At 67.3% G+C, this 25,465-nt stretch carries 26 protein-coding genes; 14 read left to right on the forward strand and 12 right to left on the reverse strand.

The annotated features are described in order from the left end of the window. Positions 1–103: 103 nt before the first annotated feature. The 3 genes from MX571_RS20020 to MX571_RS20030 form a co-directional block, all read right to left on the reverse strand. A complete protein-coding gene (locus MX571_RS20020) occupies positions 104–802 on the reverse strand; it encodes an ABC transporter ATP-binding protein (protein WP_247420655.1) in 699 nt (232 codons plus the stop codon). Next, positions 799–1,530, reverse strand: a complete 732-nt coding sequence (locus tag MX571_RS20025; RefSeq protein ID WP_247420657.1) for an ABC transporter ATP-binding protein — start codon at positions 1,528–1,530, stop codon at positions 799–801. The genes MX571_RS20020 and MX571_RS20025 overlap by 4 nt, the downstream gene beginning before the upstream one ends. Before the next feature lie 79 nt (positions 1,531–1,609). Further along, complete coding sequence (locus MX571_RS20030) at positions 1,610–2,038, reverse strand: nuclear transport factor 2 family protein (protein WP_247420661.1); 429 nt, start codon at positions 2,036–2,038, stop codon at positions 1,610–1,612. Between the two features lie 185 nt (positions 2,039–2,223). Between MX571_RS20030 and MX571_RS20035 the strand changes: the two genes are divergently transcribed. The 6 genes from MX571_RS20035 to MX571_RS20060 all read left to right on the forward strand — a co-directional run bounded on the left by MX571_RS20035 (position 2,224) and on the right by MX571_RS20060 (position 7,351). Then, positions 2,224–3,390 (forward strand): LLM class flavin-dependent oxidoreductase, encoded by a 1,167-nt coding sequence (locus tag MX571_RS20035; protein WP_247420664.1) that lies wholly within the window; start codon positions 2,224–2,226, stop codon positions 3,388–3,390. Positions 3,391–3,483: 93 nt separating this feature from the next. Continuing rightward, complete coding sequence (locus MX571_RS20040; protein ID WP_247420667.1) at positions 3,484–3,870, forward strand: VOC family protein; 387 nt, start codon at positions 3,484–3,486, stop codon at positions 3,868–3,870. Positions 3,871–3,930: 60 nt separating this feature from the next. Next, positions 3,931–4,872, forward strand: coding sequence for a LipP1 family hormone-sensitive lipase (gene lipP1 / locus MX571_RS20045; RefSeq protein WP_247420670.1), 942 nt, complete (start codon positions 3,931–3,933; stop codon positions 4,870–4,872). A gap of 88 nt (positions 4,873–4,960) precedes the next feature. Beyond that, entirely contained in the window at positions 4,961–5,395 is a 435-nt protein-coding gene (locus tag MX571_RS20050; RefSeq protein WP_247420673.1) for a DUF120 domain-containing protein, read from the forward strand. Positions 5,396–5,506: 111 nt separating this feature from the next. Continuing rightward, positions 5,507–6,211 carry a 3,4-dihydroxy-2-butanone-4-phosphate synthase gene (ribB, locus tag MX571_RS20055; RefSeq protein ID WP_368409080.1) on the forward strand — a complete coding sequence of 235 codons (705 nt, stop codon included), beginning with the start codon at positions 5,507–5,509 and terminating at the stop codon, positions 6,209–6,211. Positions 6,212–6,340: 129 nt separating this feature from the next. Next, positions 6,341–7,351 carry a TatD family hydrolase gene (locus MX571_RS20060; RefSeq protein WP_247420675.1) on the forward strand — a complete coding sequence of 337 codons (1,011 nt, stop codon included), beginning with the start codon at positions 6,341–6,343 and terminating at the stop codon, positions 7,349–7,351. A gap of 57 nt (positions 7,352–7,408) precedes the next feature. On the opposite strand, the gene MX571_RS20065 is transcribed toward MX571_RS20060, so the two are convergent. After that, complete coding sequence (locus MX571_RS20065) at positions 7,409–8,296, reverse strand: fumarylacetoacetate hydrolase family protein (RefSeq protein ID WP_247420678.1); 888 nt, start codon at positions 8,294–8,296, stop codon at positions 7,409–7,411. Positions 8,297–8,457: 161 nt separating this feature from the next. Between MX571_RS20065 and MX571_RS20070 the strand changes: the two genes are divergently transcribed. Further along, a complete protein-coding gene (locus MX571_RS20070) occupies positions 8,458–9,147 on the forward strand; it encodes a haloacid dehalogenase type II (protein WP_247420681.1) in 690 nt (229 codons plus the stop codon). Between the two features lie 43 nt (positions 9,148–9,190). Here the strand turns inward: MX571_RS20070 and MX571_RS20075 are convergent, their stop codons facing one another. The 5 genes from MX571_RS20075 to MX571_RS20095 form a co-directional block, all read right to left on the reverse strand. Continuing rightward, entirely contained in the window at positions 9,191–10,405 is a 1,215-nt protein-coding gene (locus MX571_RS20075) for a CaiB/BaiF CoA transferase family protein (RefSeq protein WP_247420684.1), read from the reverse strand. A gap of 140 nt (positions 10,406–10,545) precedes the next feature. Continuing rightward, complete coding sequence (locus tag MX571_RS20080) at positions 10,546–12,444, reverse strand: CocE/NonD family hydrolase (RefSeq protein ID WP_247420692.1); 1,899 nt, start codon at positions 12,442–12,444, stop codon at positions 10,546–10,548. A 138-nt stretch (positions 12,445–12,582) separates the two neighbouring features. Beyond that, positions 12,583–14,061 carry a CoA-acylating methylmalonate-semialdehyde dehydrogenase gene (locus tag MX571_RS20085; RefSeq protein WP_247420695.1) on the reverse strand — a complete coding sequence of 493 codons (1,479 nt, stop codon included), beginning with the start codon at positions 14,059–14,061 and terminating at the stop codon, positions 12,583–12,585. Between the two features lie 67 nt (positions 14,062–14,128). Next, complete coding sequence (locus MX571_RS20090; RefSeq protein ID WP_247420697.1) at positions 14,129–15,361, reverse strand: iron-containing alcohol dehydrogenase; 1,233 nt, start codon at positions 15,359–15,361, stop codon at positions 14,129–14,131. Between the two features lie 122 nt (positions 15,362–15,483). Beyond that, positions 15,484–16,407, reverse strand: coding sequence for a nucleoside hydrolase (locus MX571_RS20095; protein ID WP_247420698.1), 924 nt, complete (start codon positions 16,405–16,407; stop codon positions 15,484–15,486). A gap of 680 nt (positions 16,408–17,087) precedes the next feature. Between MX571_RS20095 and MX571_RS20100 the strand changes: the two genes are divergently transcribed. From MX571_RS20100 to MX571_RS20115, 4 genes are all read left to right on the forward strand, one after another. Continuing rightward, the gene (locus MX571_RS20100; protein ID WP_247420700.1) at positions 17,088–18,023 is read left to right on the forward strand and encodes an FAD-dependent oxidoreductase; all 936 of its coding nucleotides are present in this window, start codon (positions 17,088–17,090) and stop codon (positions 18,021–18,023) included. 201 nt (positions 18,024–18,224) lie between these two features. Next, on the forward strand, positions 18,225–18,896 hold the full coding sequence (locus MX571_RS20105; RefSeq protein WP_247420703.1) for a halocyanin domain-containing protein: 672 nt from the start codon (positions 18,225–18,227) through the stop codon (positions 18,894–18,896). 51 nt (positions 18,897–18,947) lie between these two features. Further along, positions 18,948–19,703 (forward strand): halocyanin domain-containing protein, encoded by a 756-nt coding sequence (locus MX571_RS20110; protein ID WP_247420706.1) that lies wholly within the window; start codon positions 18,948–18,950, stop codon positions 19,701–19,703. Positions 19,704–19,841: 138 nt separating this feature from the next. Then, on the forward strand, positions 19,842–21,107 hold the full coding sequence (locus MX571_RS20115) for a PQQ-binding-like beta-propeller repeat protein (protein ID WP_247420708.1): 1,266 nt from the start codon (positions 19,842–19,844) through the stop codon (positions 21,105–21,107). A 186-nt stretch (positions 21,108–21,293) separates the two neighbouring features. Here the strand turns inward: MX571_RS20115 and MX571_RS20120 are convergent, their stop codons facing one another. The 3 genes from MX571_RS20120 to MX571_RS20130 all read right to left on the reverse strand — a co-directional run bounded on the left by MX571_RS20120 (position 21,294) and on the right by MX571_RS20130 (position 22,967). Further along, on the reverse strand, positions 21,294–21,959 hold the full coding sequence (locus MX571_RS20120) for a DUF2270 domain-containing protein (protein WP_247420944.1): 666 nt from the start codon (positions 21,957–21,959) through the stop codon (positions 21,294–21,296). Positions 21,960–22,110: 151 nt separating this feature from the next. After that, positions 22,111–22,719, reverse strand: a complete 609-nt coding sequence (locus MX571_RS20125) for a DsrE/DsrF/DrsH-like family protein (protein ID WP_247420711.1) — start codon at positions 22,717–22,719, stop codon at positions 22,111–22,113. A gap of 2 nt (positions 22,720–22,721) precedes the next feature. Next, positions 22,722–22,967, reverse strand: a complete 246-nt coding sequence (locus MX571_RS20130; RefSeq protein ID WP_247420713.1) for a sulfurtransferase TusA family protein — start codon at positions 22,965–22,967, stop codon at positions 22,722–22,724. Between the two features lie 230 nt (positions 22,968–23,197). Here MX571_RS20130 and MX571_RS20135 point away from each other — a divergent pair, with 230 nt between their 5' ends. Genes MX571_RS20135 through MX571_RS20145 form a run of 3 tightly spaced genes read left to right on the forward strand, consistent with a single transcriptional unit; the run spans position 23,198 to position 25,384 of the window. After that, the gene (locus tag MX571_RS20135) at positions 23,198–24,388 is read left to right on the forward strand and encodes an MBL fold metallo-hydrolase (protein WP_247420725.1); all 1,191 of its coding nucleotides are present in this window, start codon (positions 23,198–23,200) and stop codon (positions 24,386–24,388) included. A 22-nt stretch (positions 24,389–24,410) separates the two neighbouring features. Continuing rightward, positions 24,411–24,908 carry a YeeE/YedE family protein gene (locus tag MX571_RS20140; RefSeq protein ID WP_247420729.1) on the forward strand — a complete coding sequence of 166 codons (498 nt, stop codon included), beginning with the start codon at positions 24,411–24,413 and terminating at the stop codon, positions 24,906–24,908. Then, positions 24,905–25,384, forward strand: coding sequence for a YeeE/YedE family protein (locus MX571_RS20145; protein ID WP_247420732.1), 480 nt, complete (start codon positions 24,905–24,907; stop codon positions 25,382–25,384). The genes MX571_RS20140 and MX571_RS20145 overlap by 4 nt, the downstream gene beginning before the upstream one ends. Positions 25,385–25,465: the final 81 nt, after the last annotated feature.

Below are 25,465 nucleotides of genomic sequence, written 5' to 3' on the forward strand. Positions count from 1 at the left end.
TAGTTTGTTTAATTTTTCGTGTTATAAGATAACGGAACTGAAACGGGCACGAACACGTCTCGAACGCGTACTGTCGGCGGAGCGGTGGTCTCCCGACGAACGGCTAGCCGCTGAGGTAGCTCTCCCGGACGTGTTCGCTCTCCAGGAGCTCCCGGCCGGTCCCCTCGGTGGCGATGCGCCCGTTCTCCAGGAGGTAGGCGCGGTCGGCGAGCCCCAGCGCCTGGTCGACGTGCTGTTCGACGAGGATGACCGTGACGTCGTCGCTGATGGTGTCTATCTTCTGGAACACGCGTTCGGCCAACTGGGGTGCGAGCGCTCCCGAGGGCTCGTCCAGGGCGAGCACCTTCGGTTTGGCCATCAGCCCCCGGCCGATGGCGAGCATCTGCTGTTCGCCACCGCTGAGCGTGCTCGCCTTCTGGTCGCGGCGCTCTTCGAGGACCGGGAACATCTCGACGACCTCCTGCCGTGTCGCCTCGAAGTCGTCGCGCTGGGTGTACGACCCCATCCGGAGGTTCTCGTACACCGAGAGGTCGCCGAACAGGTTGCGCTTCTCGGGGACGTGGACGAACCCCCGGCGGACGATGTCGCTTGCCGACAGCGTCGACGTCGGCGTGTCGAACAGCCGTATCTCGCCGTCGGTCGGCGTCAGGACGCCCGAGAGCGTCTTCAGGAGCGTCGTTTTCCCCGCCCCGTTCGGCCCGACGATGACGACGACCGAGTCGTCGTCTCGAACGTCGAGCGAGACGTCCCAGAGCACCTGGAGGTCGCCGTAGTGGACGTCGAGGTCCCGGACGGTGATCATGACGAGGCCTCCACCCCGCCCAGGTACGCCTCCGCGACGTGCGGGTCCTGTCGGACCTCCGCTGGCGTCGCGTCGGCGATCTTCGCCCCCTGGTTGAGGACGATGATGCGGTCGGTGGCGGACATGATGGCGTCCATCACGTGCTCGATCCAGAAGACGGAGACGCCGAGCTCCGAGCGGACGCGCTGGAGCGTCCGGGAGAGGTCCTGAATCTCCGACGGGGTCAGCCCGCTCCCGATCTCGTCGACCAGGATGAGCCGCGGCTTCGACGCGAGCCCCTTCGCCAGTTCGAGTTGCTTGCGGTCGGCGAGCGTCAACTCGCTCGCCAGGTTGTGCGCCTGGTCCTCCAGGCCGATGAACTCCAGGTACTCCCAGGCCGCCTCGCGCTCCTCGTCGAGGGAGGCCGCGTCGTCCTTCCCGAAGACGGCTCCCGTCAGGACGTTGTCGAGGACCGTCGACTCGTTGAACGTCCGGGCCGTCTGGAACGTGCGGGCGATGCCGAGGCGGGCGACCTGGTGGGGTTTCCGCCCGACGAGTTCCGTGCCGTCGAACGTTATCGACCCCTCGTCAGCAGGGTAGACCCCGGCGATGGTGTTGAACAGCGTGGTCTTCCCGGCCCCGTTCGGACCGATGAGTCCGACGACCTCCCGGTCGTCGATGGTGAAGTCGACCGAGTCGACGGCGGTGAGCCCCCCGAACCGCTTGGTCACATTGCTGACCGTTAACATGGCTTGGCGTTTCGCTGAACACCACATAAAACATAGGGTCCAGTTCCGTACGGTGGCGGTCGTCCGGACCCGACGGGACTCAGAGCCAGGGGTACCGGTCGGTGTCCGCCCCGGCGTAGTCCGGGTCGAGGTAGATGAACAGACGCTGGATGCGGTCGTCGCGCACCTCGAACACGTCACACCAGCGTCCCCCACCGGGGGTTCCGTCCGGCCGCCACTCGACGCCGTCCGCGGACTCGCCGGTGCTGGTCCCTTCGACGACGACCACGTCGCCGTCGATGACGTAGTTGAACGTCTCGTAGTCGTGGGCCATCGCGTTCACCGTCGACCCGACGTCGCCGAACATGGCGCCGATCTCGTCGTGACCGGTCGCGACGCCCCACTTCGGATAGAACACCCTCGCGTCCTCGGCGAACAGGTCGAGGAAGTCGTCGCCCCGGTCCAGACGCCGGAAGTAGTCGAGGACGATGGCTTTGCGGTCGATGTCGTCGGCAGTGGTCTCGGCCATGGGGGTGCAACAGTGTCGCGGGAAGGTAACGATTCCGCCGAGCGAGTCCCCCGGAAGAGCTATCCAGGGGCGAGACAGTCGACGACCCGAACGCGGGTAACGTATCGGTGGTGCTGAACGACCACTGTTCGCCAGCCCCCGCGGGAGTACGTACAATTAAGTAACACCGTGCGGATTGTGACCACATGGAAACCTTTGCGTTCCACCTGATGCCGTATCAGGATGTCGAGGAGATAGACGAGCGTCACGCGGCCTGGCCGTGGGCGGAGTACGACTACGACCCCGAGAAGGGAGCGAAGTACTACGACGACTACCTCGGTCAGCTCGAGTACGCCGCGGAGCTCGGATTCGACGGCGTCGCGGTCAACGAACACCACTACAACGCGTACGGTCTCCAGCCCAGTCCGAACATCACGGCCGCGAACCTCGCGGGTCGGGTCGGCGACACGACCATCGCGTTCTTCGGGAACCTGCCCGCCCTGCGCGAGAACCCGATTCGACTCGCCGAGGAACTCGCGATGCTCGACAACATCACCGAGGGGAACATCATCAGCGGGTTCCCGCGGGGCATCCCGAGCGAGTACCTGGCGTACGGCATCCCGATGGAGGAGTCCCGGAGTCGCTTCGAGGAGGCCTGGGACCTCATCGTGAAGGCGTGGACCGCCGACGAGCCGTTCGACTGGGACGGCGAGCACTTCCAGTACGAGCAGGTCAACATCTGGCCGAAGCCGTACCAGGACCCCCACCCGCGGCTCTGGATGCCCGCCGAGAGCGAGGAGTCGCTGCGGTTCGCCGCGAACAAGCAGATACCAATCGGCCTCGTCTTCCAGCCCGTCGAGACCATCGCCGAGAAGTTCGACGAGTACCGGGGGTACGCCGACGAGTACGGCTGGACGCCGGGCGACGAGCACTTCTCGACGATGCGCGCCATCTACGTCGCCGACTCGATGGAGAAGGCCCGCGAGGAGGCCGAGCCGCACCTCCGGAAGTTCTACCGGACGCTCACCGCCGGCGTCCACATCGGCGTGACCGCGGGCATGATGGGCGACCAGCCGTGGGACCCCGACAAGTGGGATACGTACGTCGACGAACTCCACCCGCACGGCGAACTCGCGTACAACTACGACTTCGAGAAGTTCCAGGACTACGGCGAGACCATCGTCGGCACCCCGGAGTACGTCGTCGAGGAGCTGAAACGGCAGTACGAGGTCGTCGGCGGGTTCGGCCGCATCGTCGGGCAGTTCCACTTCGGCGACCTGCCGGACTGGAAGATCCGGAAGAGCCTCCAGCTGTACGCCGAGGAGGTCAAACCAGAGGTCGACGAGATAGGCGGCGTGAACCCCGAGTCGTAACCCGACCTCCCTTTTCGGCACGCAGTGGCTACTCGAGCCACGGCACGCCCGGTCGAAACCTCTTACTCGGCGGCGGTCGAAGCGTGACAGTACATGCCACCGTCGTTGCACCAGTCGCTGCTGATGGTCACGGAGCTGGAGGAGTCGACCGCGTTCTACCGGGACACCGTCGGGTTGGCGGTCGACCGGGAGGCCGACGGCAACGTCGAGTTCGACACCGGGCAGGCGACGCTCGTCCTCGAATCGGACTTCGAACCCGACGTGCTCGACGCGTTCGGCCTGGACGACCCCGGCGACGAACGCGGTCGTGGCGTCATCGTCGCCATCGAGGTGGACGGCCCGGACGCGGTCGACGAAGTGTGCGAGGCGGTCCCCGACGAGGACGTTCGCCTCGCGCCGACGGACGTCGACTGGGGTCGTCGGATGGCCATCGTCTCGGACCCCGACGACTACGCCGTCGAGATATCGGCGCCGCTGTGACGAACCCTCGAACCGTCCCACCTGAACATATTTAACGAACGAGGTCCCTCGTTGGGTGTGATGCGTGCACAAGAGCCACATCCCGAGATTCAGGCGTTCATCGACGAGACCGAGGACGCGCCGGCCTTCCACGAGATGCCGATGGAGGAGGTCCGGGGGATGACCGTAGGCGTCTTCTCGGTGGAGGAGCCGACTCCCGTCGGGGAGGTCGTCGACCGGACGATACCGGGTGAAGGGGGAGAGCTACCGATTCGAATCTACGTCCCGGAGGGCGACGGGCCGTTCCCGGTGACGATGTTCTTCCACGGCGGCGGGTTCGTCTCGGGGAATCTGGAGAGTCACGACGAACTGTGTCGGGTGCTGGCGAACGACACCGGGGTAGCAGTCGTCGCCGTCGACTACCGTCTGGCACCGGAGGACCCCTTCCCGGCGGCGGTCGAGGACGCCTACACCGCGACCGAGTGGGTCGCGGAGAACGCAGACGAGTTCGGCGGTGACGCCAGCAGACTCGCCGTCGCTGGCGACTCCGCCGGGGGGAACCTCGCGGCCGTCGTCGCGCACATGGCCCGCGACCGGGGCGGTCCCGACCTCCGGTACCAGTTGCTCCTCTACCCGACCGTGTCGCCGCACCTGGACTGGCCGTCCGCCGAGGAGAACGGCGAGGGCTACTTCATCACCGCCGAGGACCTGGCGTGGTTCGACGAGCAGTACTTCGAGCACGAGATCGACGCGATGAACGTCTACGCCTCGCCGCTCCTCGCGGCCGACTTCGAGGACCTGCCCCCGGCGACGGTCGTGACGGCGGGCTTCGACCCGCTTCGCGACCAGGGCGTCGCGTACGCCGAGCGACTGGAAGACGCCGGCGTCGCGGTGACCCACCACCACTACGACGACGTCATCCACGCGTTCGTCCAGATGGGGGTCGCACCGTTCGGCTTCGAGCGCTCCGCCGAGGCGTTCGACGACGCCGCAGGCGACCTGCGCGACGCGCTCGCGGAGTGACCCCGCACGACCGCACGTCTCCCGCGTCGGGGGAGGCGGCAACGGAGCGGACGAACGGCCGCGGTTCGGGAGCAGGAGGTGTCGACGCGTGACGTTCACGGTAGAAGGGGCAGTGACGAGCGGTCTCGGCCGTGGCGAGGAGTTCGTCGCGCTACCGGGGTACGCGCGGCAGTTCGAGGAGAAGCTCGGGTACGAGCCGTTCCCCGGCACGCTGAACCTCGCGCTCTCCCGCTCGGTGGCCGACCAGTTCGCGACACTCCAGTCGGTCACCATCGAGGGGTGGAGCGAGGACGGCCGGTCGTTCGGCGCGGTCGACTGCTATCCGACCACGCTCGTCTCCGTGGACGCCTCGGTCCGGGTACACGCCATCGTCCCTCGGCGGACCGACCACGACGCGTCGACGATAGAACTGGTCTCGCCGGTGAAGCTGCGAGACCGGTTCGACCTGAGCGACGACGACCGGGTGTCGATTCGCGTCGCCTCGCGCGAGGAACAGGAGACGCCGAACCGGTCGACGGACTGAACGAGGACCCTCGACTCGGAGCCGACCCGCGCCGGGACAACGCTTATCATTCGTGCCAACGGCTACCTAGCATGGTTTCGGTCGCACCGATACGGACCGAGGTGAGCGGACGTGTGGAGTGATACGCTACTACCGGACAGTTACAGCTACCCCCAGAAGGAGATTCGGGAGACCCTCGACGACGCCATCGAGGCGTTCGGCCACGGGGAACCGGTGCTCGTCCACGACGACGCCGACCGGGAGAACGAGGTGGACCTGGTGTACCCCGCACACGCCGTCACGCCGTCTGACGTGGCGCGGATGCGCAACGACGCCGGCGGCCTCATCTGCGTGGCGCTCTCCCACGACGTGGCGGAGACGTTCGACCTCCCGTTCCTCCACGACGCAGTCGACCACCCCGCCGGACGGACGACTGACATCCAGTACGACGACCGCTCGTCGTTCTCGCTGACGGTGAACCACCGCGAGACGTTCACGGGCGTCGTCGACAACGACCGAGCACGTACCATCGCCGAACTCGGCGCGGCGGCCCGCAACCCCGCGGCGGCGGACTTCGCCGGGGAGTTCGACACGCCGGGCCACGTCCACCTGCTGCGGGCCGCACCGGGCCTCCTCGACGACCGGCAGGGCCACACCGAACTCGGCATCGCGCTCGCGGACCTCGCCGACGTCCCGCCGGCGGTCGTCGTCTGCGAGATGCTCGACGACGAGACCGGCGGTGCGCTCTCACGGTCCAGCGCGAAGTCCTACGCGCGGGACACCGACTCGGTGTTCCTGAACGGCAGCACCGTCCTCGAAGCGGTTCGGGCCGACTGAGTACGGCCAGCCCCCGTTCCCGCGCTTCCCACTTCTCGAGTCTTCGCACTCCGGTTTCTCACGGGGTGAGCGGTCGTCGGGCGGTTCGCCCGAACCAAGCTTCAAGATACCAGCCGCCGATGGGCCAGTATGTCACAGCAGCCAGCCGAGTACCCGACTCGCCGACCGACGGACGAGTCGTACCTCGACGCCGACCGGTTCGACCCGCCGACGTCGCTCCTCAACCTGCCGTGGGTCGACTGTCACAACCACGCCCACACGCTGTCGTGGGAGGACCGCGAGCGCTACTCGCTGTCGGGCTGTGCGGCGATGGTGATGGTCGCGTCGGGCTACCACTGGACGCCGTACAAGCCCGTCGCCGCCGAGGACGTCCAGTTCCTCTGGGACGACGTCATCAACAGGAAGCGGGCCATCGAGCGCGACCACCTCTTCGACGCGAACCTCGCACTGGGCGTCCACACCGGCGTCCGCATCGAGGACCCCGACACGCTGCTCGACCGGATGGCCGAGTACAGCCGCCTCGACGACGTCGTCGCCATCGGCGAGACGGGCATCACGCCCGCCCAGCACGCCGAGTCGTGGGCCCTGGACGAGCAGCGAGCGGTCGTCGGGTCGCAGATGGAACTCGCCGCCGACGAGGACCTGCCGGTCATCCTCCACACGCCGAACGTCGGGACCGACTCGGGGCCGGAGTACCGGTCGGGAATCGGGCTGCCGGGCTACGAGAGCAACACGTCGCTCGTCCAGGAGCCGGTCCTGACCGGCGAGAACCCGGCGCTGGAGTCGGTGAAGATAGACGTCGAGGTGGCCGCCGACGCCGGCCTACCCGAGGACCGCATCGTCGCCTCCCACGCCGACACGAACAACGTCGAGTACCTGCTGGAGGAGACCGACTGCCACGTCAGCTTCACGGTCGGCTACCCGTGGCTGACCGGCATCGACGCGACCGACGTCGCGAACACCATCGAGGAGTACGGGCCCGACCGCGTCATGATGGACACGGACTGCGCGAACATCCTCAAGACGGACGTGTTCTCCGTCAAACGCAGCATCCTCGAACTCTACCGACAGGGCATCGACGAGGACACCATCCGGCAGGTCGTGCTGGAGAACCCGCGCGACGTGTTCGGTCTCGACTGAGGGACCTAGAAGCGAGGGGCCGAGAGTGGCAGTCGAGCTAGCGGTGCCGAGCGCCGTTCAGCGGTGTCGACAGCCGTTCGTCAGCTCTCCCACACCTTCGATACCGACGGTCACGCTGTCGCCGTCGTCGAGCAGCACCTGTGGCTCCCGGTAGACGCCCACGCCCGGGGGCGTCCCGGTGAATATCAGGTCGCCCGGTTTCAGCGTGAACGCGCGACTGCAGAAGGAGACGAGTTCGTCGAGGCCGAAGATGAGGTTCGCCGTCGTCGAGTCCTGGACCCGGTCGCCGTTCACCTCCGTCCAGATGTCGAGGTCGTGGGGGTCGTCGATGTCGTCGAGCGTCACGAGGTCCGGACCGGTCGGCGCGAACGTGTCGAGGCTCTTCCCCCGGACCCACTGGCCGTCGCCGTGCTGGAGGTCGCGCGCCGAGACGTCGTTGCCGACCGTGACGCCCGCGACGTGGTCGAGCGCCTCGTCCGCCGAGACGTCCCGCGCCTCCCGGCCGACGACGACGACGAGTTCCGCCTCGTAGTCGACCTGCTCGGCGTAGCTCGGGTCCCAGACGACGTCGTCGCCCGGTCCGACGAGCGTGGTCGGGAACTTCGAGAACAGCACCGGTTCGTCGGGGATGGGGTTGTCCCCCTCCTCGGCGTGGTCGCGGTAGTTCAGGCCGACGCAGACGATCTTCTCCGGGTCCGACACCGGTTCGTGTCTCTCCAGCGAGTCGCGGTCGTGCTGTGCGACACCCGCCTCCTCGGCGAACTCGACCGCGAGCGAGGCCTTCTCCTCCCAGTTCCACTGGTCGAGCAGGGCGGCCGTCCCCCTGGGGATATCGATTCCGGCCTCCATGCCCGCCGTGTGGAGATCGACCACCGTCTCCTCGTCCAGTAGCGCGCCACACCACGGCGTCTCCGCGTCCGAACCGCTGAATTGCCCAATACGCATCGTCGGGAGCTACTACGCGCAGTTATTTAGCTGTCGGTGGGACGTCGTCGGTGTCACCAGTGTCGCGACCGTCGTCGCGGCGAGCCGCCGCGAACCGCCACCGCCGCGAACGACGTCCCGCCACTGTGAACTATTATCACGCCAGCCGGGGGAGTACGTCCATGGACTCGACTTTCGACCCGGACCGCGTCGAGCGGGTGACGTTCGACTCCTACGGCACGCTCGTCGACACGAGCGTGGCCGCGTCGGTGCTCGACGGAGTCGTCGACGACCCGGACGCCGTCGCGGCCCGCTGGCGGGAGAACGCGCTGTTCTTCTCGGTCGTCGCGGGCGACCTCGACGAGTACGAGACGTACGACGACCTGCACGAGATGGGGTTGCGCGACGCCCTCCGGACGGAGGGAGTAGACCCCGACGAGGTGGACACCGCCGAGCTGAACGACGTCTACCACCGCCTCGAACCGTACCCCGACGTCGCCCCCGCCTTCGAGCGACTCGCTAACGCCGGGTACGGGCCGGCCATCCTCTCGAACGGCGACCCGGCGATGCTCGACTCGCTGGTCGAGTCGCTCGGCGTCGGAGAGACGGTGAGCGAGTGCGTCAGCGCCGACGAGATTCGGACGTTCAAGCCGTCGCGAGAACTCTACGACCACGCCGCCACGCGCCTCGACGGGACGGTGGAGTCCGTCGCGCACGTCACGGCCCACTGGATGGACGTCCAGGGAGCGACGAACGCCGGGATGCAGGGCGTCTGGCTGAACCGCACGGGCGGCGAGTGGACGGCGTTCGGAAGCGACCCGTCGCTCGTCGTCGACTCGCTCGACGACCTGTGCGACCTGCTCGACTGCTGAGCAGGGAGGCCGACCTGGACGGAGAACGGATGGTCGCGGTCGGTTAGTCGCTCGATTCGTCGTCGCCGAAGACGCCCGCCTCCGCCAGTTCGTCGATGGCCGACTCCGAGAGGCCGAGGTCCTCGAACACCTCGCGGTTGTGTTCGCCGAGCAGCGGCGGCGGACTCTCGAACCCGCTCTCCGCGTGCGCGAAGTTGAGCGGGTGTTCGATGACCGGCACCGACCCGAGGTCCGGGTGGTCGAGTTCGGTCACCATCCCGCGGGCGTTGGTCTGCGGGTTGTCCAGCGCGTCCTCGACGTCGTACACTGGCCCGGCGGGGATACCGGCGTCCTCGACGATTATCTCCATCCACTCGTCGGTGGACCGCTCGCGGAACGTGGACTGGAGTTCGGTCTCCAGTTCGTCCATGTGCTCGACGCGGTCGGCGTTCGTCTCGAACCGCTCGTCGGCGGCGAGGTCCGGGCGGTCGAGCGCCTCGCAGAGGCCGTACCAGAGCTTCTGGTTCAGGCAGGCGACGTTGATGTAGCCGTCCGCCGTCTCGAACGTCTGGTAGGGAGCCAGCACCGGGTCGCGCGTCCCCATCCGTCCCGGTGACTCGTCGGCGAACACCTTCCCCGCCTGCTTCGTGAGCCACGGGAGCGTCGCGTCGAGCATCCCGAGGTCGATGTACTCGCCCTCGCCCGTCCGGTCCCGCCGGTAGAGCGCGCCGACGACGCCGAACGCCCCCCACATCGCGGTGATGAGGTCGGTCATCGGCAACCCGACCTTCGCGGGCTGGCGACCCTCCTCGCCGGTCACGCTCATGATGCCGCTCATCCCCTGGACGAGCAGGTCGTAGCCCGGCCGTTCGCGCCAGGGGCCGGTCTGCCCGAACGCCGAGATGGCGAGGTAGACGATATCGTCGTTCCGTTCGCGGAGGGTGTCGTAGTCGACGCCGAGGCGCTCGGCCGTGCCGGGGCGGTAGTTCTGGACGAACACGTCGGCCGACTCGACGAGGTCGTAGAGCGCGTCGAGCGCCTCCGGGTTCTTCAGGTCGAGTTCGAGGCTCCGCTTCCCGTAGTTGATGGTCCAGAAGTACGGCGACTCGCCCTCGATGAACGGCGGGCCGGAGTGGCGGTTGTCGTCGCCGACGCCGGGGCGTTCGACCTTGACCACGTCCGCGCCCTGGTTCGCGAGCATCGCCGAGCAGAACCCCCCGGTGACGAACGTGGAGAGGTCGAGGACGGTGACGCCGTCGAGTATCTTGTTCTGACTCATCGGTATCGTCGCGTCGGTGGTCGTCCGTCGTCGGTCGGTAGCGACGTCAGGAGCGGTCCGGTACGCATAGGCTCACCTCGAAGCACCGCGTGGTAAATCTATCCGTCCGCCCGACGACGGCCCACGACAGAGCGACGGACCTACTCCCGACCGACGACAGACCGAACCGGCAGTTCGACGTGCGTCGGATACTCCCGGCAGTGGTACACCGTGTTGTGAGCGACTCGACGGTCGCGGCCACCGTACAGCGACCCACCGGTGTTGTCGTTCACGTCGTACCGCGGGAAGTTCGAGGAGGAGACGTCGAGGCGAATCGAGTGGCCCGCCTCGAACACGTTCGCCGTCGGGTACGGCTCCATCTCGAACTCGTAGACGGTGTCGGGTTCCACGAAGTCAGGTTCGGTCCGGTAGCCGCGGTAGCGTGCGCGACAGATGGAGTCCGAGAGGTTCGCCGCGAACCCCTGCGGGAACTCTTTCGAGGGCGGGTACTCGTCGAGGAGTTTCGCGGTGAAGTCGGTGTCCGGCGCGTCCGTCTCGGCGTGGACGCGGACGGTGATGGGACCCGTTATCTCGACGGCCTCCTCCAGCGGTGGCGTCCGGTAGACGAGCACGTCGCTCCGGCGTTCGAGCGGGCCGTACGGCGCCTCCGCCCCGAACGTGTCGGGACGCGTTCGCTGGTCGTAGCCGCCGCTCCCGGTGATGTTGAGCTTCTTGCGCTCGGAGAGCGGATACTCCAGCAGCGGCTCGTCGCGCTGCTCGAACGCGGCGTACGACGAACAGTTCCCGCCGACGGTAGGAACTGGATTCGACGGATCGAACCGGTACGTCGTCGAGGCGACGTCGACGGCCGGTTCCTCGGGCGAGAGGCGGCCATTTGGATGGGCGTAGTACCGCGTGAACTCGGTGTCCGGCAGGGGCCATTCGTCGGCCGTCCGCCACTCGCCGCCGTGGAACAGTCGCCCTTCGCCCGTCTTCCGGCCGTCCCCGGTACCCATCTGCCAGTACTGGACGGTCGGCTGGTCGGTCCAGGTGTCCCGGCCCTTCAGGTAGTGGTCGAAGAAGCGGAGGCGGAGGGTCTGGTAGTCGATGGTCGACTCCGGGCCGAACTCCAGTTCCCCCGAGTACGTCTTCTTCCAGGACGGCAGCGGGTACGCCTCCCAGCCGTGGGTCCACGGTCCCATCACGAGGAAGTGGTCGCTCTCCTTCCGCTCGGCGAGCGCCTCGAAGTTGTCGCAGGTCGCCTTCGCGTACGAGTCGTACCACGCCCCGGCGTACACCGTCGGGACGTCGGCGCTCTCCTCGTAGTGCGCCTCGAAGTTGAGTCCGGGTCGCTGCCAGAGTTCGTCCGTCCCGTCGGTCGTCATGACGTCGAACGCCCACTCCTCGTAGTTCGGGAGGTGCCGCAGTGGCGACTCTCCCTTCCGGACCGGGCCGTCGGCCAGCAGGTCGCGGGTGTCGACGTTCGCCAGCATCGTCTGGAGGTCGGGGTCCTCCAGCGCGCGCTTGGCGAACCCGCTGCCGTGGACGAACGCCCAGCAGAGCCAGCGCAGTTCGAACGCGCCGTTGTGCCGGAACGTCGCCTCCCAGCCGTTGGCCGCACCCTGGTTGACGAACATCGCTTCGAGGTGTGGCGGGTCCTGCGTCGCCAGCCCGGACTGGACCCAAGCGCCGTACGACGACCCGAGCGTCCCGACCTGGCCGTCGCAGTAGGGCTGCTCGGCCAGCCACTCGACCGTGTCGTGGCCGTCCTCGGGTTCGTTCACGAAGATGTAGAACTCGCCCTCGCTCCGGAACCGGCCGCGGACGTCCTGGACGGCGACGGCGTAGCCGCGCTCGGCGAACCACTCGCCGTGGCGCTGGAGGTTGCCCCGCTTGTCGTACGGCGTCCGTTCGAGCAGGGCGGGAACCGGTTCGTCGAGCGGCTCGCCCGTCCCGGGGTCCGCCGGACGGAACACGTCCGTCGCCAGCCGCGTCCCGTCGCGCATCTCGACCATCACGTCGAGGTCGACGTGCACACTGTACTCCGGAGTCGATGTCATGACTCCCGTATCAGGTGTGCCACACATAATCTTTCACACCGATTCGAGACGCCGAGCGTGAACCGAAGGGTGCCGAGGGGAGTCACGAGAGCAGCGACGGTCGGGCCCCGCACTCTGAGGGAGCGTCGAACGGTGGACTCAGTAGTCCCAGCGCTCGATTGTGATCTTCTTGTCCGTGTAGAAGTGGATCATGTCCTCGCCCTGGGCGTGCAGGTCGCCGAAGAACGACTCCTTCATCCCGCCGAAGTGGAAGAACGCCATCGGCGCGGCCGTCCCGGCGTTGATGGCGAGGTTGCCGGCCTCCGCCTCCTGCTTGAACCGGCGGGCGTCGCGGCCGCTCTCGGTGAACAGGCTGGCCGCGTTGCCGAACCGACTCCCGTTGAGCACCTCCAGCGCCTCGTCGAGGTCCGACACCGAGACGAGACAGACGACGGGGCCGAATATCTCCTCCTGGGCGAGCGTCATGTCGGGGGTCACGTCCTCGAACAGGCACGGCCCGAGGAAGTTGCCGTCCGGGTACTCCTCGACGGTCTGGTCGCGGCCGTCGTAGACGAGGTCCGCGCCCTCGTCGACGCCCGTCTGGACCATGTCGCGGACGGACTGCTCGTGCTCCTCGGTGATGAGCGGGCCGATGGTCGTCTCCTCGTCGAGACCGTTCCCGAGCACCTGTGACTCTATCTCCGCCAGCGTCGCGTCACGGAACTCGTCGTACACCGACTCGTCGACGAGGATAACGTCGTTCGCGAGGCAGCGCTCGCCGGAACAGGCGAGCGCCGAACTCACGGACTGCGCGGCCGCGAACTCGATATCGGCGCTGTCGCTGACAATGACGTGGTTCTTCGCCCCGCCCTGCGCCTGCACGCGCTTGCCAGCCGCCGCGGCTTGCTCGTAGATGGAGCGGGCGACGGGCGTGCTCCCGACGAACGAGATGCCCGCCACGTCGTCGTGTTCGATGAGCGCCGACACGGTGTCCGCGCCGCCGTTGACGAGGCTGACGACGCCCGGCGGGAACCCGGCCTCGTCGATGAGCTCGAACAGGTACTGGGAGGTCAGCGGGTCGCGCTCGCTGGGCTTCAGGACGAAGCTGTTGCCGGTCGCCACCGCGTAGGGGAGGAACCAGAGCGGAATCATGCCGGGGAAGTTGAACGGCGTGACGGCCGCGAACACCCCCAGCGGCTGGCGGACGGCGCTCTCGTCGATGTTCGGCGCGGCGTTCGAGAGCGTCCCGGCCTGCATCATCTTCGGGATGCCACAGGCCACCTCGACGTTCTCGATGCCCCGTCGGAGTTCCCCCTTCGCCTCGCCGAACGTCTTCCCGTGTTCGCTGACGAGCGTGCGCGCGATGTCGTCCTGGTGCTCTTCGAGCAGTTGCTTCAGTCTGAACAGCGGCTGGATGCGCTCCTCGACGGCCGTCTCCTTCCACGACTGGAACGCGTCGTTGGCCGCCGAGACGGCCTCGTCGACCTCGTCGTCGGAACTGAACCGGAGGGTCGACAGCCGCTCTCCTGTCGCGGGGTCGGTCACGTCGAACTGCTCCCCGCCCGTACTCGTGGTCCAGTCGCCGTCGACGTAGTTGCGAACCTCGTCGAGGTCGGTCATCTCCGCTGATGAAGGCATACGTCGGGGACACGCGGTCGGGGGTTAAATCGTTTGATTGCGGGGGTCGTCGCGGTCGCGAACCACGTCAGGACCGGCGTGGCGCGTCGGGAGCGAGCGCGTCGTCGTAGACGTGTAGGAACAGCTCCTCGATCTCCTCGACGGTCGGCTTCCGGGGGTTGTTGTCGGGCGACCCGGAGTCGACGGCGTCCTGGGCCATCTTGCCGACGACGTCCGCGTACTCCTCGCGGGTGGGAATCGTCCCGTGGTCGTCGAGGTAGGAGGTGAGTGTGATGTCCTCACAGAGCCGGTAGACGCCCTCGACGGCGGCCTCGGCAGCCTCCCGGTCGGGGTCGTCCTCGTCGGCGACGCCCATCGCCCGCGCAATGTCGGCGTACTCCTCCGGGGCCGCCATCAGCGAGAACTCCATCACGTACGGGAGGAGCAACCCGTTCGCGAGGCCGTGCGGGATGTGGAGCTGCGCCCCCAGTGGTCGGGCCATCCCGTGGACCAGCGCGACGGAGGAGTTCGTGAACGCCTGCCCCGCCTGCAACTGGCCGATGAGCGTCTCCGTCCGCGCCTCGACGTTCTCCCCGTCGGCCCACGCCTTCGGGAGCGCGCGGGACATCCGCCGGATGGCCGAGGTGGCGAACTCGTCCGGGACGCTCCAGGACTCGACGGAGACGTACGCCTCGACCGCGTGCGTGAGCGCGTCGATACCGGTGAACGCGGTGTGGCTCTGCGGGAGCGAGAGCGTCAGTTCCGGGTCCTCGATGGCGACGGTCGGAACGACGTTCTTCGAGACGATGAGGAACTTCGTCGACGTCGACTCGTCGCTCACGACGACCGAGCGCGTCGCCTCGCTGCCGGTCCCCGTCGTGGTGTTGACCGCGACGAGCGGCGGCGTCGGGTTCGGGACGCCCTCGTAGCCCGCGACGTCGACGCCGAAGTCGCGTATCTCGCCGTCGTTGGTCGCGAGGATGCCGACGCCCTTCCCCGTGTCTATCGACGACCCGCCACCGAGCGTCACGATAACGTCGCAGTCCTCGTCGCGGTACAGCGCGTGCGCCGACTCGATGTTCTCGACGGTCGGGTCCGGCCTGACCTCGTCGTAGACGACGGTCTCCACACCGGCCTCGTCGAGGACGGACTCGACGGTCTCGCCGTGGATGGCGTATATCTCTTCAGAGGCGACGAGGAGCACCTTCCGACCGTACGTCGTCGCGTACTCGCCGAGCGTCTCGACGGCACCGCGACCGAGTTCGATGTTCCCCGGCGATACGACCAGGCGGGACTCGCGAGACGGGTCCTGGGCAACCATGGCACGCCTACCGAAGGCGGCCGAATATAGCTTGTGACGAGTCACCCAGTCGGTGACCGAGGAGAAGAGCGAGAGCGCCCCACGTCGCACCCGAGCGCCGACCGACAGTGAGAGAGTGTGTGTCAGCCCCGCAGTCGTTCTATCGTCCGGTCCACGAGCGCACGGAACCCCTCGACGTCGATGTCGACCGCGACCTCGGCGTTCGGCTCCTTCCCCACCTCGTCGCGACGGTCGCAGGCGACGGCGCCGTGGAACGGCCCCTCGCCCACCTCGACGTCGAGGTGCGCAGGTTCGAACGCGAGCACGTCGTCGAGTACGTGGGCGACGACGGCGGCGTCGTGGACCGCCGGGTCCGAGCCCTCCCCGAACTGCCTGACCTCCTCGGGGTAGTCGAGCCACGCGCCGAACGCGTCCAGCGGCGGCGGCGAGGAGAGCAGCTCGTCGAGGTCGTCGAGCGGGACGGTCGCTCTGTTCGTCGCGTCGAGGCCGACCATCCTGGGTCGCGCAGACCGGACGACGCGCTTGGCAGCGACGGCGTCGTTGTGGAAGTTCGCCTCCGCCGTCGCCGTCTTGTTCCCGATACCGGACGCCGACCCGCCCATCAGGTAGATGTCGTCGACGAGCGACGGGAGGTCCGGTTCCTTCACGAGCGCCGTCGCGAGGTTGGTCATCGGCCCGACGGCGAGGATGGTCAGGTCGTCCCCGAGTTCCCGCGCGCGGTCTATCGTGAAGTCGACGGCGTGCTGGTCGACCGGTTCGGTCGACGGGTCGGGGAGGTCGCCCCGGATGCCGTTCGGGCCGTGTATCTCCTCGGCCGTGTCCAGTTCGCCGACGATGGGCTGGCCAGCCCCACGCGCTACGGGCACGTCCGCGGCGTCGAGCAGTTCCAGGATGGCGAGCGCGTTCCTCGTCGTGTTGTCGACAGTCGTGTTCCCGGCGACCGTCGTGAGTCCGACGACGTCGATGTCCGGTGCGGCGAGCGCCATCGCCAGCATCACGGCGTCGTCGCACCCCGGGTCGACGTCGAGCAGCACCTTCTGGCTCATACCCATCAAGCCGGTCAGACGCGTATAAAACGTCGGATGTCCGGTCACCTCTGGTCGAACCGCTCGCCGACGACGTCGACGTACCGGGGGACACCTCCTCTCTCGTATTATTAAAAGTAGTTACTCACTCTAATCCAGCAGTCAAGACCGAGACGCGCTTCGGGCCCACGGTCGCACTGTGTAGCAGATAGGATTTAGGACACTCAATACACGGATACTCCGCACTGCCGACGGCTCGCAGTCACGATTGACCCTACGCCATTCAGAATTATGCTTTTGAAATCTTGAACCGGTTTATTGTTTTGATTTCGAAATATTGGCATATTCTACCGTCGGTATCGAACTAAATCTGGACTATTCGCTACGAATCTGAATCGATATGCGCCATCTCGAAGCGGCAGAGCAGTTTGGGCAATGACTTCTACTGACGTTTTCAGCGCAGTTCGGTCGTTCGAGGATACCCGACGTCTGGTACCCTACCGTCGTCCGACATGACCGAGTAGCTGTTAAGAGTGTTCCACCGCGAGGTGACACCCCCCACGAGCAATGGACGACCAGCCGAGCACTCCGACCGACCGCCTCCGCACCAAAATCGACGAGGGGGCGCTCGACGACGCGTCACACCGACGACGCCGACCGCTCCCCGAAAACACTATCACTCTTTAGGCTGGCCTAAACTCATGGACGACCGTTCGGCTCTGGAGGAGGAATCGACAGCCCGTGACTACGACGTCGTCGTCGTCGGTGGCGGTCCGGCCGGCTGTTCGACGGGCGTGTTCACCGCGCGGTACGGGCTCGACACCGCGATATTCGACCGGGGGAACTCCTCGATTCGGCGGTGTGCGTATCTGGAGAACTACCTCGGGTTCCCCGCGGGCATCGACATCGACACCCTCTACGAGCTGCTGCACGACCACGCCGAGGAGGCGGGCTGTGACCTCGTCTCGGACATGGTCGTGTCCGTCGAACGCGACCACGAGGACGACGGCTTCGTCGTCGAGACCCAGGAGGGACGGACCGTCACGTGCCAGCGGGTCGTCCCGGCCGCGCGCTACGACGCGGATTTTCTCCGCCCGCTCGGCGAGGAGGCGGCGATGTTCGACACTCACGACCACGGCGACGGAGAGCACGAGCATTTCGACCGCGACTACCCCGAGGAGGACGGGACGACGCCCATCGACGGCCTGTACGTCGCAGCACCGGCCGGTGACGCCGAGGCGCAGGCCATCATGGCCGCCGGTCACGGGGCGGGCGTCGGCCGGAGCATCGTCGCCGACGTGCGCCGCGAGCAGGGGTATCCCGAGGGCCTGGCCGACCACTGGGACTGGCTCCGGAAGGAGGCCGAACTGACCGGCGAGTGGGCAGACCGGGACCGATGGCGGGAGTACGCCGACGGCCAGCGACCGGAGGGCCACGAGATGAGCGACGAGCGCTGGGAGTCGCTGCGCGAACAGGAGATCGACCGTCGGTTCGACACCTACGTCGACGAGGGGACGGTCGAGCGTCGCGCCGTGCGCGGACAGCGACGGCTCCTCGACCACCTCGACGACGACCTGATACTCGACGCCGCCCGCGACATCGAGGCCGCCCGCGAGTCGGCAGCACCCGAGGAGTGAGCACCTCCTCCGTCGTCACCGGAGGGAGCCGAACGGAGACGTCACGGTTCGCTCGACTGTGTTCCCTCGAACGTGGTTCGTCGCCTCGCTGTACCTCACCTCGTCGGACGAGTTCGAGAACGGTGTCGCCACGAGTCGACCGATTCGAACCGTATAGCGGGATTCGATGCGTTTAAAGAACCCAGGCGACGAACTGTAGCTATGAACCGCCGAACGTTCCTCCGTACTGTCGGAGGGGCGACTGCCGTTGGTGCCTCTGCTCAGTCAGTCAGTGCACAGGAGGGGAACGAGTCCGGTGGTAGTGGTAACGGATCGGGAGGCAGTTCGGGAGGTAACGGTTCGGGTGGTGGCGGCGGCGGTACCGGCCCCATCGACTACGGAGGCTGGTTCTCGGACGTCCCCTACTGGGGTGGGCCGGGGTCCACCGAGGAGATGACCGGCCAGTCGGAAGTGACGATCGCCGTCGGGGCCAGCGCCAACAGCGGAAACTCCTACCAGCCCGGCGCGGTCCACGTCGACCCCGGCACGACCGTCATCTGGGAGTGGGAAGGGTCGGGCCACAACGTCCTCCCGGAGTCGATTCCCGGCGGCGCGTCCTGGGAGGGGAGCTCGGAACTGTCCAGCTCCGGCGCCACCTACGAGCACACCTTCGAGACCGCTGGCATCTACGAGTACTACTGCGAACCGCACCTCGGCCTCGGGATGAAGGGCGCCGTCGCCGTCGGCACCGTCCCACGGTCGGCCCCCGCCGCTCCCGTCGAACCGGCTGTGTCCGACCAGGCGAAGACGCTAGGCGTGGCGACCATGATCGCGTTGGTCTCGACGCTCAGTCTGGCGTTCTTCTTCCTCAAGTACGGAGGCGACTATGAGTAACACCGTGCCATCGTACGGTTTATACGACCACGGTGGGAAGGACTACTATCAATGAATCGTCGGAGGTTTCTCCAGACCGCTGGCGGGGCAGCCACTGTGGTCGCCACCAGCGGCGCGGTTGCTGCGCAGGAGGGTAACGGCTCCGGTGGCGGCGGTGGGAACGCGTCGGGAGGAAACGAGTCCGGTGGTGGCGGCGGAAACGCGTCCGGCGGCGGTGGGAACGCATCCGGCGGCGGCGGTGGCGGCGGTAGTGGCCCCATCGACTACGGAGGCTGGTTCTCGGACGTCCCCTACTGGGGTGGAGACGGCTCTACCCAGGAGATGACCGGCCAGTCGGAAGCGACCGTTACCGTCGGCCCCAGTGGCGTCAACAGCGGCAACGCGTACGAGCCCGCCGCCATCCACGTCGACCCCGGCACGACCGTCGTGTTCGAGTACGCCAGTTCGGGCCACAACGTCCTCCCGGAGTCGATTCCCGACGGCGCGTCCTGGGAGGGGCACTCCGAACTGTCCAGCTCCGGCACCACCTACGAACACACCTTCGAGACCGCTGGCATCTACGAGTACTACTGCCAGCCACACCGTAGCCTCGGCATGAAGGGCGCAGTCGCCGTCGGCTCCGTCCCCCGGAAGGCCGCCGCAGCAGGCGGCGGGGAAGCCGAGCCGGCCGACCCCGAACACATGGGCGTGCCGATACAGGCCCACTGGGTCGGCATCGCGACGATTCTGATGATCGTCTCGTCGCTGATGTTCACCTTCTTCCTGCTCAAGTACGGCGAGAGCGCGCACACGAAGGGTGGGAACTGACCGCTCTCGGATGTCCGTTCCAGCGTCGGTCACCAGTCGCCCCTCACTCGCGTCGGCGGGTTCGACACCGGTCACCACCGCCAGTCGTGTGTAGTCACCCCCAGAGCCGACTCGTGGGCACCACGGACCGCTGAATCGATGCGTCTCCGAACCTACGGAGCCGTCGCCCTGGTGGTCGTAGCGTTGAGCGCCGTCGTGTTCATCGGCCTCGGGTCGCCCACGAGCGGAACGTTCACCGAGAACTGGGTCAGCGACACCGCACGCGAGAACGAACGGAACCACCACGCCGTCGGTGCGAGCGACGGACGGGACCTCGTCGTCGCACCCGTCGCGGAGGCCGGAGGGGACGAAGCTGAGTACACCGACACCTCCTGCACGCTGGCCAGGTTGGCGGCGACGAACGGGTCTGTCGCCTGGCGGACGTCGGTACCACCGGACGAGTGTTTCACACACGCCCTGACCGAACCGGACATCGGTGACCTCGACGGCAACGGGAACGTCTCCGTCGTCGCCGCCACGTTCGGCGGTGACCTCGTCGCGTACGACGCCAGGACCGGGGCGAGCGAGTGGAGCGTCCCCCTCGTGGAGACGGCAGGCGAGCGGCGCTCCTACGGATACGGGCGTCCGACCATCGGTGAGCTACTCCCGGCGGACGGTCGAGAGGTGGTCGTCAGCGACGTGAACGGGAACGTCGTCGCCGTCGAGGCGGACGGGAACGTCGCCTGGCGGTACTCGCTCTCCCAGGCCGGCATGGACGGCGTCACCGTCAGTAGTCGGCCGCTCGTCGGCGACGTGGACGGGGACGGCGCTGCCGAGGTGGTCGTCTCCTCGAACGACGGCGTCGTCGTCCTCGACGCAGACGGCGAACTCCTGTGGGAACGGACGCTCCCCGCGTCGTACCTCGCGTCCGGTCAGGCCGACGACGACCCGCAACGCGAGATAGCGGTGGGGTACCAGACGCAGGTCGCCCTGCTGGACGGGGCGTCCGGAGAGACCGAGTGGAGCCGAGAGGCGGACGAAGCAGTTCGGTTCCGGGAGGTGGCGGACGGCGACGGTGACGGCGCTGCCGAACTCTACGTGGGCTATCAGAACGGAACCGTCGGCGCGCTCGACCTGGCCACGGGTCGCCCCGAGTGGACGTCGACGCTCGCGAGCGACAGCACGGTCTGGGCACCTACACTCGGTGACGGCGACGGGGACGGGACCGACGAGCTGTTCGTCCCGACCCAGTCCGGACTCGTCACCGCCGTCGACCCGGCCGACGGCAGCGAACTCGCGGCGTACCAGCGGGAGGTCCCCATCTGGACGCATCTGACGCCTGCGGACGTCGACGGCGACGGGAGGACGGAGGTGTTCGTCCGGTACGGCGACGGGCGGGTCGTCTCGCTGACGTACGACGGATAGGGTCGAGCGGCGCGTGAGAGCAAACGCGCACTGTAACGGCTCTCTCGGACGTCCATCCGCGGAGTGTACAGTGGTGAACCCGAATCGCGGTCGTATCCGTTCCGAACGACCGCGGGTGAGCCTGGGTGTGGCGAGAACGAACCGAGCACGACCCCCCTGGTCGGTCGGCGAGTGCCGTCTGCCGATTCACTTGATGTCGTCCCACGCGCCGACGTCGCTTCGCCGGAGTTCGCCGGTCGCCTGCCAGACGCGCGGTCGGAACGTGATGCCGACGAGCACGAGGTAGAACGCGGCGACGAGCGCCGTGGCGACCGTCCCCGGGACAGCTCCCACCGCGGCGCTCGGGGGCCACGCACTGCCGGCGTCGGGAGTGACGAGGATGCGGACCAGCCACGCCGCGAGCAGTACCGTGAACAGCGGCAGGTACACCCGGCGCAGGCGGTGGGCGATGGCCTCCTCGTAGGATATCTTCGCGCGCGGCTCGCGGTAGTCACGCGAGAGGCGCGGCCGCCAGTCGGGGTCCTCGATGCCCTGCGAGGGGTCCAGCGAGTACGCGAACACGTTGCGCTGGAGAATCCGGACGCGAGAGCGCCACATGTCGTACCCACGGTAGCGTCGAGCCTCGATGACGAGGAACACCGTCACCATCACGACGCCGACGAGGATGACGTAGTGGGGTCGGTTGGCACTCGAGAAGGCGTACGTCAGGATGGCCGCGATGAGCGTCACCGCCCAGTTCGAGGTCCGGTCGAGGCGCTCGCGCCAGAGCTTCATCCGATGGATCTCGCCGCGGTAGAGGTGCGCCATCGCCGATCCCGGAGCACTCGACTCCTCGAAGAACCCGCGGCCCATCGTCCGGGCCGCTTCGCTCACCGCGTCGAACGACTCGTCGCAGTCGGGGCCAGCGGTCTCGGGGTCGGACTGTCCGTCGCTCGTCGTGTTTGCTCGTCGGTCGGTCATGGAGATCGTCTCTGTGAGGTCGTGGTTCGGTGGGCGGTGGCGCTCAGACCAGCAGCTGGATGTCGGCGTCGGCCATCCGCTGGAGCGCGGTGGCCGCGCCGACCCCGGTCGTGACCCCGTCGTAGAACTCGTCCTCGTCGTAGTCCATCAGCTCGATGGTCATCTGGCACGCCTGGAGGTCGACCCCCTGGTCGAGCGAGACGTCGACGAGTTCCTCGATGGTCGCGGTGTTGTTGTCGGCGATCTTCCGGTTCATCATTCGCGTCGCCACCGAGTCCATGCCCGGCAACGCGGCCAGCGCGTTCGGCATCGGCATGCTCGGGTTCCCGACCGCCGAGAGCTTGAGCTCCTTCGACTTCTCCTCGTGGAGGATGTCGAGCCCCCAGAAGGTGTGGAACACGGTGACGTCCCAGCCGAACGCGGCCGCCGTCGACGCGAGGATGAGCGGTGGGTACGCCATGTCGAGGCTCCCCTTCGTCGCGACGATGACCATCGACTGCTGGTCGTCGCCCACCTCCGCTCTGAGGTCGGCCATCTCCTCGCGGAGCGTTTCGACCTCGTCGGCCAGTTCCGCCGGCGTCAGGTCCTCGGGGTCCTCGTTCGAGTCGACGGGCGTCTCCGTCTCCGAACTGTCGGGTGTGTCCGTGCTCATCGTCACTCGGTCTTGCGCACGTAGTGTTCGAACACGTCGCCGTCCTCTCCCTGGTCGAGGAGTTCGACGCCGTTCGTCGTCTCGGCCCACCCCGCGATGTCGCTCACACTGCCGGAGTCGGTGGCGAGCACCTGCAGTACGTCGCCCTGGCTGAGACCGTCGATTGCGCCTTTCGTCTTCACGACCGGCATCGGGCACGATTCGCCTTTCACGTCGAGCGTCTCTGTGACTGTGTATTCCGAACTCATTGTGGCTCGGCCCATTCCGTATTGGGCTTGTCAGACAATACTGCCCCACCGTTGAAAAGTGTGTTGATTATTGGGCACTGCTCACTTTTCTCCACCTCGTAGCTCTGCTCCAGAGGCGTTCTGGATGTATTTCGCCGAATTTCCGTCTCTCCCCGGACCCACGAAATTGCACAAACCTTACAATAGCATAGAAACCCTTTTGCGTCGCCGGTCAGTACGAACGGATACAGATGGACGACGGATTCCCCGAACCGGAGGCGGAGGTCGAGTCGATCGTCCCCGAGGCGCTCAAACAGCGCATCGACGACGGTCGACCGGTGACGATACTCGACGTACGTGCTGAGAGCGAGTACGAGGAGTGGCGCATCGACGGCGAGACCGCAGAGGTCGCCAACGTCCCGTACTTCGAACTGCTCGACGGTGTGAGCGAGGAGCAGCTCGAACGTATCCCGGCGGGCGACCCGACGGTCGTCGTCTGCGCGAAGGGCGGCTCCAGCGAGTACGTCGCTGGCCAGCTCCTCGAGGAAGGGGTCGACGCCGCCAACCTCGAACGCGGGATGAACGGCTGGGCAGGCATCTACGAGTACCGCGAACTCGACGCCGACACGGACGCGACCGTCGCACAGTACCAGCGCCCGTCCAGCGGGTGCATGGCCTACATGGTCGCCAGCGACGGGGAGGCCGCGGTCGTCGACCCGCTCCGGGCGTTCGTCGACGACTACGTCCAGGACGCACGCGCGATGGGTGTCGACATCACGTACGCCATCGACACGCACGTCCACGCCGACCACGTCAGCGGCGTCCGCGAACTCGCCGCCCAGACCGGCGCGCAGGTCGTCCTCCCCGAAGCGGCGGTCGACCGCGGCGTCGAGTACGACGTCGACTACGAGACGGTCGGCGACGGCGACACGCTCACCGTCGGCGAGGTCGACGTCGACGTCCTCCACACGCCCGGCCACACCTCGGGCATGACGTCCTACCTCGTCGACGACGCCGTCCTCCTCAGCGGGGACGGACTGTTCACCGAGAGCGTCGCTCGGCCGGACCTCGAAGGGGCGAACGACGAGGAAGCCCACGAGGCCGCCGCCGAGCTCCACGAGACGCTCCAGTCGGCGGTGCTGCCGCTCGGCGACCACGTCCACGTCGCGCCCGCCCACTTCAGCGACTCGGCGACGTCGCGCGACGACGGGACCTACGCCACCCGCCTCGGCGACCTGAAACGCGAGATGGACGCCCTGTCGATGGACCGCGAGCGGTTCGTCGAGTTCATCCTCTCGGACATGCCGCCGCGCCCGGCGAACTACGAGGAGATCATCGGCACGAACCTCGGCCGGCGGGCGACCGACGACGAGGAGGCGTTCGAACTCGAACTCGGCCCGAACAACTGCGCCGCCAGCAGCGACGCGATGACGAGCGACTGAGAACCCGACTCCAAACCAGACTATGACCACACCCACACTCCCACTGGTCGCGTTCGCGGAACTCTTCCCGCGCGGTATCGTCCAGTACGCCGCTGGCGGCCTCCTCATCGGGCTGGGCGTCGCGACGATCTACCTCGGGACGGGCATCATCGCGGGCGCGAGCACGTTCCTCGAGTCGACGCTGTCGTACGTCTCGGCCGTCCCCCGGTTCAACCGGGCGAAGTACCTGGCCTCGCGCGACTGGCGCGTCGTGTTCACGCTCGGTATCGTCGGCGGCGCGGCGGTGTACGCTCTCGCCTTCGGCGAGTTCGGCTGGACCACCGCCGTCCAGCCGTGGCGACTGCTCGGTGGCGGGTTCCTCGTCGGCGTCGGGACGCGCCTCGGGAAGGGCTGTACCTCCGGACACGGGGTCTGTGGGGTCGGCTCGCTCTCCGAGACCTCGCTGGTGAACGTCGCGACGTTCATGGCCTTCGCCATCGGGACGGCCCAGGTCGTCGCCGCCCTGGGGGTGTCGCCGTGAGCACCGCGACAGACCAGGACCGCGGCCTCGGGGTCACCCTCCTGATACTGCTCGGTGGCCTGGTGTTCGGGTTCGGTCTCGCGCTCAGCGGGATGGCGAAGCCCGAAATCGTGCTGGACTTCCTCCAGTTCGACGACCTCGGCCTGCTGTTCGTGATGGGCGGGGCCGCAGTGGTCTCCGGGGTGGTGTTCCTCGTCGCCACGCGCTTCCTCGACCGCGCACCCCTCACCGGACGGGCGTACACCCGCCGGCTGAAGTCGATGAACCGCAACGTCCTCGCCGGCGGTGCTATCTTCGGCGTCGGGTGGGGCGTCTCGGGCATCTGTCCCGGTGCCGCGTACGCGAGCGTCGGTATCGGGAACCTCCCCATCCTGTGGGCGGTCCTCGGGATGTTCCTCGGTGCGTACGCGCAGGGGTACGTCCGTTCGTACCGCGCCGACGACGCCGACAGCTCGGACACCGTCCCCACCGACTGACGACCGTGGTACTCACTCCACCGCAGGTCGGTGCTCGCGAGAGGTACTGTGCAGCAAACGAAATTTCGAACGATACGACAG

The organism is Halomarina salina (genome assembly GCF_023074835.1).
GTDB lineage: Archaea > Halobacteriota > Halobacteria > Halobacteriales > Haloarculaceae > Halomarina > Halomarina salina.

Coding starts and splice junctions, on each gene's coding strand:
- MX571_RS20020 (WP_247420655.1), bottom strand. CDS start 802: ATGATCACCGTCCGGGACCTCGACGTCCACTACGGCGACCTCCAGGTG.
- MX571_RS20025 (WP_247420657.1), bottom strand. CDS start 1,530: ATGTTAACGGTCAGCAATGTGACCAAGCGGTTCGGGGGGCTCACCGCC.
- MX571_RS20030 (WP_247420661.1), bottom strand. CDS start 2,038: ATGGCCGAGACCACTGCCGACGACATCGACCGCAAAGCCATCGTCCTC.
- MX571_RS20035 (WP_247420664.1), top strand. CDS start 2,224: ATGGAAACCTTTGCGTTCCACCTGATGCCGTATCAGGATGTCGAGGAG.
- MX571_RS20040 (WP_247420667.1), top strand. CDS start 3,484: ATGCCACCGTCGTTGCACCAGTCGCTGCTGATGGTCACGGAGCTGGAG.
- lipP1 (WP_247420670.1), top strand. CDS start 3,931: ATGCGTGCACAAGAGCCACATCCCGAGATTCAGGCGTTCATCGACGAG.
- MX571_RS20060 (WP_247420675.1), top strand. CDS start 6,341: ATGTCACAGCAGCCAGCCGAGTACCCGACTCGCCGACCGACGGACGAG.
- MX571_RS20065 (WP_247420678.1), bottom strand. CDS start 8,296: ATGCGTATTGGGCAATTCAGCGGTTCGGACGCGGAGACGCCGTGGTGT.
- MX571_RS20070 (WP_247420681.1), top strand. CDS start 8,458: ATGGACTCGACTTTCGACCCGGACCGCGTCGAGCGGGTGACGTTCGAC.
- MX571_RS20075 (WP_247420684.1), bottom strand. CDS start 10,405: ATGAGTCAGAACAAGATACTCGACGGCGTCACCGTCCTCGACCTCTCC.
- MX571_RS20080 (WP_247420692.1), bottom strand. CDS start 12,444: ATGACATCGACTCCGGAGTACAGTGTGCACGTCGACCTCGACGTGATG.
- MX571_RS20085 (WP_247420695.1), bottom strand. CDS start 14,061: ATGCCTTCATCAGCGGAGATGACCGACCTCGACGAGGTTCGCAACTAC.
- MX571_RS20090 (WP_247420697.1), bottom strand. CDS start 15,361: ATGGTTGCCCAGGACCCGTCTCGCGAGTCCCGCCTGGTCGTATCGCCG.
- MX571_RS20095 (WP_247420698.1), bottom strand. CDS start 16,407: ATGAGCCAGAAGGTGCTGCTCGACGTCGACCCGGGGTGCGACGACGCC.
- MX571_RS20100 (WP_247420700.1), top strand. CDS start 17,088: ATGGACGACCGTTCGGCTCTGGAGGAGGAATCGACAGCCCGTGACTAC.
- MX571_RS20105 (WP_247420703.1), top strand. CDS start 18,225: ATGAACCGCCGAACGTTCCTCCGTACTGTCGGAGGGGCGACTGCCGTT.
- MX571_RS20110 (WP_247420706.1), top strand. CDS start 18,948: ATGAATCGTCGGAGGTTTCTCCAGACCGCTGGCGGGGCAGCCACTGTG.
- MX571_RS20115 (WP_247420708.1), top strand. CDS start 19,842: ATGCGTCTCCGAACCTACGGAGCCGTCGCCCTGGTGGTCGTAGCGTTG.
- MX571_RS20120 (WP_247420944.1), bottom strand. CDS start 21,959: ATGGGCCGCGGGTTCTTCGAGGAGTCGAGTGCTCCGGGATCGGCGATG.
- MX571_RS20125 (WP_247420711.1), bottom strand. CDS start 22,719: ATGAGCACGGACACACCCGACAGTTCGGAGACGGAGACGCCCGTCGAC.
- MX571_RS20130 (WP_247420713.1), bottom strand. CDS start 22,967: ATGAGTTCGGAATACACAGTCACAGAGACGCTCGACGTGAAAGGCGAA.
- MX571_RS20135 (WP_247420725.1), top strand. CDS start 23,198: ATGGACGACGGATTCCCCGAACCGGAGGCGGAGGTCGAGTCGATCGTC.
- MX571_RS20140 (WP_247420729.1), top strand. CDS start 24,411: ATGACCACACCCACACTCCCACTGGTCGCGTTCGCGGAACTCTTCCCG.